9 protein-coding genes are annotated in these 8435 nt (G+C 41.5%); 4 read left to right on the top strand and 5 right to left on the bottom strand.

Annotation, left to right across the window (positions count from 1 at the left end; all coding sequences use genetic code 11):
* Positions 1-40: 40 nt before the first annotated feature.
* The 4 genes from V7266_RS14605 to V7266_RS14590 form a co-directional block, all read right to left on the bottom strand.
* A complete protein-coding gene (locus V7266_RS14605) occupies positions 41-703 on the bottom strand; it encodes an amino acid ABC transporter permease (RefSeq protein ID WP_335468622.1) in 663 nt (220 codons plus the stop codon).
* Complete coding sequence (locus V7266_RS14600) at positions 704-1354, bottom strand: amino acid ABC transporter permease (RefSeq protein WP_335468621.1); 651 nt, start codon at positions 1352-1354, stop codon at positions 704-706.
* 79 nt (positions 1355-1433) lie between these two features.
* On the bottom strand, positions 1434-2240 hold the full coding sequence (locus V7266_RS14595; protein WP_335468620.1) for a transporter substrate-binding domain-containing protein: 807 nt from the start codon (positions 2238-2240) through the stop codon (positions 1434-1436).
* Between the two features lie 14 nt (positions 2241-2254).
* Positions 2255-2983 carry an amino acid ABC transporter ATP-binding protein gene (locus tag V7266_RS14590; protein ID WP_335468619.1) on the bottom strand — a complete coding sequence of 243 codons (729 nt, stop codon included), beginning with the start codon at positions 2981-2983 and terminating at the stop codon, positions 2255-2257.
* 294 nt (positions 2984-3277) lie between these two features.
* On the opposite strand from V7266_RS14590, the gene V7266_RS14585 reads away from it, so the two are divergent.
* Positions 3278-4042: a sulfite exporter TauE/SafE family protein gene (locus V7266_RS14585; protein WP_335468618.1), complete on the top strand. Its 765-nt coding sequence runs from the start codon at positions 3278-3280 to the stop codon at positions 4040-4042.
* Between the two features lie 59 nt (positions 4043-4101).
* Here V7266_RS14585 and V7266_RS14580 read toward each other — a convergent pair whose 3' ends face one another.
* The gene (locus V7266_RS14580; protein WP_335468617.1) at positions 4102-5064 is read right to left on the bottom strand and encodes a phosphatase PAP2 family protein; all 963 of its coding nucleotides are present in this window, start codon (positions 5062-5064) and stop codon (positions 4102-4104) included.
* 273 nt (positions 5065-5337) lie between these two features.
* Here V7266_RS14580 and V7266_RS14575 point away from each other — a divergent pair, with 273 nt between their 5' ends.
* From V7266_RS14575 to V7266_RS14565, 3 genes are all read left to right on the top strand, one after another.
* On the top strand, positions 5338-7254 hold the full coding sequence (locus V7266_RS14575; RefSeq protein ID WP_335468616.1) for an Ig-like domain-containing protein: 1917 nt from the start codon (positions 5338-5340) through the stop codon (positions 7252-7254).
* Between the two features lie 143 nt (positions 7255-7397).
* Positions 7398-7802: a hypothetical protein gene (locus V7266_RS14570; protein WP_335468615.1), complete on the top strand. Its 405-nt coding sequence runs from the start codon at positions 7398-7400 to the stop codon at positions 7800-7802.
* Positions 7803-7804: 2 nt separating this feature from the next.
* A partial coding sequence (locus V7266_RS14565) for a PspA/IM30 family protein (protein WP_335468614.1) occupies positions 7805-8435 on the top strand: 631 nt, incomplete at its 3' end.

The following is an 8435-nucleotide window of genomic DNA, read 5'->3' as shown; positions in this document are numbered from 1 at the left end:
CAAACATAAGAAATCCGGCCCAATGAAGGAGCCGGATTTCTTATGTTTGCTTTAATTCTAACCTTCGTGCAACTAATGACAAAGCATAATTCACGATAAAATACATGAACGCCACCATGATAAAAACAGGTATTACATACGATCCCTTTTGCGCGTAAATAATTTGTCCGTTGTGCAATAAATCCGGCAGCGCAATGACGACAGCTAACGATGTATCTTTAAGCAGGGAAATAAATTGACTGACAATAGGTGGAACCATTCTTCTCAGAGCTTGGGGCATGATGATATAACGTAAGGTCTGGATGTAATTCAGCCCAGACGCACGTGCTGCTTCCATCTGCCCTTTTTCGATCGAGTTTAAACCGCTTCGGATAATTTCTGACAGCATCGCTGATTCAAAAACCGTCAATGCTGCGATGGCCGCAGTCGTAATTTCCATTTCAATCCCGATTTCGGGCAAGGCAAAATAGGCGAAGAAAATGATTAGCAGCAAAGGAAGGTTGCGAATCGTCTCAACCACTACGGCAAGGAATGGAGAGACAACAGGGATTCGCGCATATCTGAGCGTGCCAATAAGACCGCCAATCAGGAAGCTTAGCACAATCGAAATGGCTGCGACCTTAAGGGTGACACCAAATCCTTCTAGCAAAAATTTAACATTGTCCAGTTTATATACTTCCATGAACGGTGCTAGCACATCCATCTAAGCACCTCCTCCATTACTTCTAGCCATTCGTTTTTCTAAAAGTCCTACACCAAGACTTAATGGGATCGTTAAAATTAAATAGAATAAAGCAACAAAAACATAGGTATCAAAGGTTACGTAGGTCTTTGCAGATATTAGATCCCCCTGATACATTAAATCCCCGCCTGCGACTACCGCTAATAAAGATGAATTTTTAACTAAATTGATAAATTGGTTGCCAAGAGGAGGGATGACGATCTTGATGGCCTGGGGGAGTACAACCATTCTCATTGCCTGGCCGTAACTTAGTCCTGTAGAGCGGGCTGCTTCCATTTGTCCGCTTGGAACCGACATGATTCCAGCACGGATTGCTTCAGCAATAAAAGCGGCAGTATAGATGGTCAATCCAATGGTTCCTGCCGCCATTCCGCCTAAGTTTCCAGACAAATAAGTGAAAAAAACAATCACGAGTACAGGTATATTCCGAATAAATTCAACATAGGCCGTCCCAATCCAGTTAAGCATTTTAAACGGGGCAATCCGCATGACAGCAAGAAGTGTTCCCAAAATAAAGCTGCCTAATAAAGCGATTAAACTGGAAAAAACAGTGATCTTTAATCCTTGTAAAAACGAATCTATATGAGTGGTTAGTATCGAGAAATCCAGCAAGTGATCTCCTCCTCATGAATCAGGATGAGCAGGTCTGTCAACTCACTGCTCATCCTGACGGGAAACCCGGTATCCATCCTTAATTTTTAATCCATTTATTCTTAATTTCATCGTACTTTCCTGAATCCTTCAGGCTTTTTAATGCTTTATTCAGCGCATCGACAAGCTCTTGATTGCCTTTTTTAACAGCGATCCCATAAGGCTCTTCTGTGAACGTTCCTCCGACCAGTTCAAATGACGGATCTTCTTCAGCCATTCCATAAAGGATGGCATCATCTGTTGTCAGGGCATCACCCTTACCTGCTTTTAAGGCGGTGAAGGCTTCGGCATAGTTTTCGTATTCAAGTACAGTGGTTTCAGGTGCTTTCTCACGAATATTGATGGCAGATGTCGAGCCTTTAACCGCAAGAACCGTCGTGCCTTTCTTCAGATCTTTAATGCTTTGAATCTTGCTGCCTTTTTTCACAAGTAAGGATTGACCAGCTTCAAAATATACATCCGTAAAATCGACTTCTTTTTTACGTTCTTCCGTGATGGTCATTGTCGCGACTACCGCATCCACCTTACCATTATTGAGGAGGCCAACCCTGGTTTTTGAAGTCACTTCAACATACTCTGGTTTTACATCCTTGCCAAACATTTCTTCCGCCAATGCTTTGGAAAGATCAATATCGAATCCTTCCACCTTACCTGTCGAAGGGTTTTTCAATCCAAACAAACGAGTGTCATTTTTTACGCCAAACACGATTTTTTTATTTTCCTTGATTTGGGCAAGTACATCCTTGCTGTTTTCCTTAGATTCCTTGTCCCCGCCGCAGCCAGCAAGAAAAATGGCCGCCATTAATGATACGAACGCCACTTTTACGAAAGTTTTTGTTTTGAACATTCCATTACCTCCCATTAATGATTTAATATACGGCTGAGAAATAAACGAGCCCGTTCTTCATGCGGGTTCTTATAAAATTCAGCCGGAATTGCCTCTTCTAATATCCGCCCCTCATCCATAAATACGATTCGGTCGGCCACTTCTTTAGCAAAGCCCATCTCGTGGGTTACTACCACCATCGTCATCCCTTCGTTGGCTAGGGCTTTCATCACATCTAGAACCTCTCCGATCATTTCTGGATCAAGAGCCGAGGTTGGTTCGTCAAAAAGCATGATTTCCGGTTTCATTGCAAGGCCGCGGGCTATGGCAACACGCTGCTGCTGGCCTCCGGAAAGCTGGGAAGGATAAGCTGCAGCCTTGTCTAAAATCCCTACCTTATCGAGAAAATGTCTGGCTGTATCCTTAGCCTCTTTTTCGGATTGGCCTAGAACTTTCATTGGAGCAAGAATGATATTTTCAAGGACGGTTTTGTGGGGATATAAATTAAACTGTTGAAAAACCATTCCAATATTGCGCCTTAGCCGATTGATATCCGTTTTTTTATCTCTGACGGATAGCCCATTTACGGTGAGTGTCCCGTCAGAGATGGTTTCAAGTTGATTGATTACTCGGAGTAAGGTACTTTTTCCTGAACCAGAGGGTCCTATTACTACTACGACTTCCCCTTGATTGATTGTGAGATTAATATCTTTTAAGACATGAAAATCCCCATAGAACTTATTAACCTGGTTAAATACAATCATGCTGACCTCCTAAAAAAACTTATACTATATGGAAATTTATAGCATTCCTTAATTTATATTCAAACCTTGTCTTAATTAAACTAGGCCTAATTTACTTGTTTTTTAGAGGGGCAGACTGGCACTGAAAATGAGATGAGGACAGACTGTTATTCTTTTTTATTGTTCGAAAAGATGCAAACCCAAAAAAGTACGAGGAATTCTCAGAATCTAGTAAAAAGTTTGTTATTTACAAACTCAGCGCAATTATATATAATCCTATATAAATACTTGGAATTAGATAGGGCGTGTGCAAATATGACGATAGGGATTGCATTGATGGGTTTATTGGTCGGCTTTTTAGTAGGGTTAACGGGAGTAGGCGGGGCTGCGCTGCTTACACCAGTGCTCATTTTAATAGGAATTAATCCTTCGATTGCGGTTGGAACAGACCTAGTGTACAACTCCATTACCAAATTGTTCGGTGTGATGGGGCATTGGAGACAAAAAACCGTGAATCTTCAAATGGTAAAGTATTTAGCGATTGGAAGTATACCGAGTGCCGCCATTGCGATAGGAGCTCTTCATTTCTTTGAAGCTTCCTACCATAACCAGGAACAAATCATTCGCAATGCCCTTGGATATGTTCTCGTATTTGTTTCAATAGCGATCATCATCAAAACGTTTTTTGAAAAAAGATTACGGCCTAATCGCATCCAAGCCAAACCGTTGAGTGAGAAAAAAGGACTAACCATTCTTATTGGCTGCGTGTTTGGATTTATTGTCGGACTGACTTCATTAGGTTCCGGTTCTTTATTCGCAGTAGCGATGATTTATCTTTATAAAATGAAGACATCCGAGATGGTGGGTACGGACATTACACATGCCTTTTTTCTAGTGACAGTGGCAGGATTGCTTCACATTGGTTTTGGTACGGTTAACTATATGTTGGTAGGGAATCTGCTGATGGGCTCGATTCCGGGAGTACTAATCGGCAGTACGATTTCTGCAAAGGTGCCAACGAGACCGCTGCGGGCGGTAGTTGCGGTATTAATTTTTGTAAGTGGGATTAAACTAATCTAAGCACAACAAGGAGCCAGCATATTTTTATGCTGGCTTTTTTGAATGGTTGATAGAAAAACTTACTCTTCACTACAATTACAGCTCGTTTTAGTTGTCCAAATCCTTTTACATGCAGCGAGCCTTAAAAGAAATTTTTTTATTTTATCGGTTATAGAGACTTTTAATATAGTAGATTGACAAGCTACTTCAAAGTCAAATGGAATGGCTTGTTCATAGGGGTAACAGCCTGGAGGAAGCTTCGGATTTCGATTATCCGTGAAGGGTTGATCAACCGGGTTGCCAACTGCATCTACTTGTGTTCTAAAGTAATCTACCAAACCTCTCCCAATCGCCCGTCCAAGTTTCAGGCCCTCGCTAATATCAATTGGAAAATGGACGCCTGCATATACACGTGATATGCCGTCTTCATCTGCTAGTTCATTTAATCGATCCCTTTCAGCTGGAAAAAAGTAACTTAACACCTCGGCAGCCACACCCGCAATTACACCATGCCCCGAAACATAAGATGGATGGCGTGGAGTACATAAATAGGTTGGCAGGTTGTGATCCTGTTGATTGGGTCTAGCGACGTCAAAACGGTATTTGACCGCCCAGCATACAATAGTGGCATCTTGGATGGCCGCTTGTGTTAACGCAAGGATCCGTGAAGCTCTCGGTTGTGATAGAGATTCTGGTGGAATGCCTGTCATAAAGACGGTATAGGTATCAATGAGACCATCGATAATCGGTGTGATTTGCTTTATAGCTTGTCCAGTTCCCCAATAATCCGCTATGACTTGTTCCTCGACGGTCAAATGACTAAGCGTTTCTTGGACTGCTCTAAGCTGGCTGTGCCAATCAATAGTATTGGGATCTTTAACGTTTGGAATTGGATTTCCTAATGGATCGGTAAACCATCCTCGCCCATCTCTTTTTAAAAATATCAGCGGCCAAGAGCCTGCTAGTGGTTCTTCAGGGTTATTCGGGGGACTATTTTCTCCGGTATAGGGGAGTTTTGACCATCTAGGATAGTTATATCCCAATTATTCCACCTCCTTTCTTTTAAAATAGGTTATGTACGTATGTCATTTTGGTAATGGACAAGCAACTATAAGTGGAAATTTTGGTTGGTAGAATAAGGGGAATTTTCAACTCATTCTGCTCGGATGCGTGGAGAATCTAAAAGCTTCTGTAAATAGAAGTATACCGACGCTTCTCTTGTTAATGTTTAATATCTAAATCCTACCAATCTGATAATCTATCATGATAAAATGAATGATATAAATAGTGGAAATAATAGTTAGGAGAATCAAAGAATGAAATCGATCTTTTTAAAAGCAGTCCTTTTAACCTGTTTCATCCTCCCGGTTTGGACCCATGAAAATGCCTCGGCGGAAATGACATGGCCAGCTAAATGTGCAACATTTGGGGAAATAAAGCCAAATCAAAATCCATCCTTTCAGCACATCAACTGCTTGCTGACGAACGCAGCGTTACAAGCAAACATTCCTCCGGAAGTAGTCAAAGCTGTTGCTGCACAAGAAAGCAGCTGGCGGCAATTTGAGGGTGGCAAGCCTCTCATTACCTCGGACGGGGGAATCGGGATCATGCAAATTACCAATCAATCAGGCTATGATCAGCAGAAATTGAAAAATGATATCACCTACAATATCCAGGCAGGCGTTGACATTCTAAGCCGCAATTACCAGCGTACCGATCTTCCTAAAATAAAAGCAGCTGGGCCAGAGGTCATTGAAAATTGGTATTTTTCAGTCATGGCTTACAACGGCACAAAGCCTGTAAACAGTCCTCTTTATCAAGATCCTGCTAATGGCACTATAAATACGAACGCTTATCAAGAAAAGGTCTTTGCCCGTCTTGTAAATGACAGTTTTTTAGAAAATATCATATTAGGGCAGTACCCTTTCAGTAGAGCTGACTTTGTCTATTCAACAAACAGTACTGCTAATATTGTCTTTAAAAAGCTAGAATATACGCTTACGGATGAGATGCATGCTTCTATGTCTCTTTTTCAAACAGGGAACAAGGTCGTCACCCTAGCTGCGGCAAATTTAAGGTCAGCACCTTATACGGATGATTCTACAATTTTAAAAATGTTAAGCAAAAATACAACGCTCATCATTAACGGGAATTTTGTCTATGACTCTAAAAGTACGGGAAATCAATTTGTCTGGTATCCAGTCAAAACCGAGGATCAAAAACTAGCCGGCTACATTTCTTCTGCTTATATTAAAAAGAAGCTAGAGTCTCCAGTGGTCATTCCTGTGGATGATAATGATGCATCTGTATCTGGTAAGGCATCGGCAAATGCCATAGTAAAAGTCATGAATGGAACAACGTTGATTCGCAGTACAACAGCTACTTCAACCGGATCTTTTAAAGCTTCGATTCCTGTTCAAAAAGCTGGAACAAAACTGACGATCTCGTACAAAGACAAGCTGAACGCGCAAGGTCCTTCTGTTACCATTACAGTAGCCGATAAAACAGCTCCAGCAGCCCCGACAGTGAATTCTGTTACTAATAAGTCTTCAGTACTATCAGGGAAAACCGAAGCCAATGCCACTGTAACAGTGACGATCGCGGGAAAGGCGTATAGTCAAAAAGCGGACGTAAATGGACTGTTCAAAGTTCTTATTCCTGTTCAAAATGCAGGAGTCACTATTTTAGTCTCAGCGAAAGATAGTGCGGGAAATATCAGTACAGTTCGGACGGTTCCAGTCGTAAAAGCTGCGCCGAATATGCCAAGTGTGAATACAGTGAATAATAAGGCTGTGTCAGTGACGGGGAAAACAGAAGCCTATGTAACCGTGACGGTCGTCATTGCGGGAAAAACCTACACGGTCAAAGCCGATCAATATGGAAATTATAATGTGAAAATTCCTGTGCAAAATACAGGAACAACACTATCTGTCACTGCAAAAGACAGTTCGGGCCGTGTAAGTGCCCCAAGAAGTGCTACGGTCATTCGTGTTGCGCCGAACATGCCGACTGTTAATCCTGTTAGAACTACTACTACAGCCGTAACAGGAAAAACGGAGAAAAATGTAGCGGTATTGATTCAAATCGGAACGAAGACCTATACCACAACGGCTAATGCTTATGGAGATTATAAATTGACTATTTTAGCTCAACGGGCAGGAACGAAAGTATCTGTATATGCAAAGGATGCATCTGGAAAGGTAAGCGCAACAAGAACTGTAACGGTGTATTGATCATGATATCAAGTGAAAGAAGGCTGTTTTCTTTATGAAAACAGTCTTCTTTTATTTTTTTAAATAGTTTCTTCTTTTCACCAAGTTTTCACCATTCTCTATTAATATTCATTACATCAGGTAACGAAAGGAGGATAAAAGAGATGAATACAAAAGCCAAAAAAGGTATTTTCTGGGGAGTTATCATTGCTTCAACGGTACTAGTCATTAATGTTCTCCACTTTCTAGTAGGAGGAAGCAGCGCTTATGCTAGAGGCCCACAGGGCGGACATGGTCCTGGTGGAATGGGACACGGCGGCGGATTTGACGGTCATCAAATGATGAATGGTGCTCACCATGGAGGAGGATTCCCTTGGCTGTTCCTTATTATTGGACTAGCAGTTCTAGTTCTATTAGTAAGATGGCTTAGAAAGAAATCGAAAGCTTCTTCGATGCAACAGTTTATTGACACATCACTTGCAGGTTCACATATACCAGTAACAAACCAAAATGCGAACATTTTGGATCAATGGGAAAAAACAATTTTAACTAAAAAGGAGAATGAATAAAAATGGGTATTTTTAAACGATTAAAAACAATTACAATGGCAGAAATTAACGGATTACTAGATGGAATTGAAGATCCAATTGCAATGCTGAATGAGTATTCAAGGGAAATGGAACAGGAAATTGTCAAAGGTCAGCAAGCACTAGCTCGGCAAATTTTTGTAGAGAAAAAACAAGCAGCGCTCATTTCTGAGACCAAATCATTAGTGGACAAGCGTACTCGTCAGGCGAAGCTGGCACTTGAGCAAGGCGATGAGGCAATGGCCAAACTAGCTGTACAAGAAAAGCTCAGCAAGGAAAACCAGCTGCAGCTATACGTAGACCAATTAGCTTCTATTAAAGGACAAACTCAAATCCTTGTTGAAAAATTGGACCAGCTCAAGGAAACCTATAACCAAATGCAGCAAAAGAAAATTTTACTAGCATCACGTGCGAATGTCGCTCAGTCGATGAAACAAATTCAAAAAGTAACAGTTTCTTTCAATACGGATGATATTGCTAGAGGCGTGGCTCGTGCCGAAGAAAAAATCCTCATGATGGAAGCGGAAGTGCAGGCGGGCAATCAGTTTGCGGCTCCATTAGCTCAGTTCGATGCAGCATTTGACAATTATGTGAGCGATGAAGAGCTAAATAAGG

Origin of the sequence: Neobacillus drentensis, assembly GCF_036965645.1 — a bacterium.
Taxonomy (GTDB): domain Bacteria; phylum Bacillota; class Bacilli; order Bacillales; family Cytobacillaceae; genus Neobacillus; species Neobacillus drentensis_D.
Note: the sequence above shows the minus strand (reverse complement) of the source record. Positions and strands in the feature narration are given on the sequence as shown.

What these genes read in the sequence shown, in the direction of transcription:
- V7266_RS14605 (WP_335468622.1), bottom strand. Translation starts at nt 703, where the DNA reads ATGGATGTGCTAGCACCGTTCATGGAAGTATATAAACTGGACAATGTT.
- V7266_RS14595 (WP_335468620.1), bottom strand. Translation starts at nt 2,240, where the DNA reads ATGTTCAAAACAAAAACTTTCGTAAAAGTGGCGTTCGTATCATTAATG.
- V7266_RS14590 (WP_335468619.1), bottom strand. Translation starts at nt 2,983, where the DNA reads ATGATTGTATTTAACCAGGTTAATAAGTTCTATGGGGATTTTCATGTC.
- V7266_RS14585 (WP_335468618.1), top strand. Translation starts at nt 3,278, where the DNA reads ATGACGATAGGGATTGCATTGATGGGTTTATTGGTCGGCTTTTTAGTA.
- V7266_RS14575 (WP_335468616.1), top strand. Translation starts at nt 5,338, where the DNA reads ATGAAATCGATCTTTTTAAAAGCAGTCCTTTTAACCTGTTTCATCCTC.
- V7266_RS14570 (WP_335468615.1), top strand. Translation starts at nt 7,398, where the DNA reads ATGAATACAAAAGCCAAAAAAGGTATTTTCTGGGGAGTTATCATTGCT.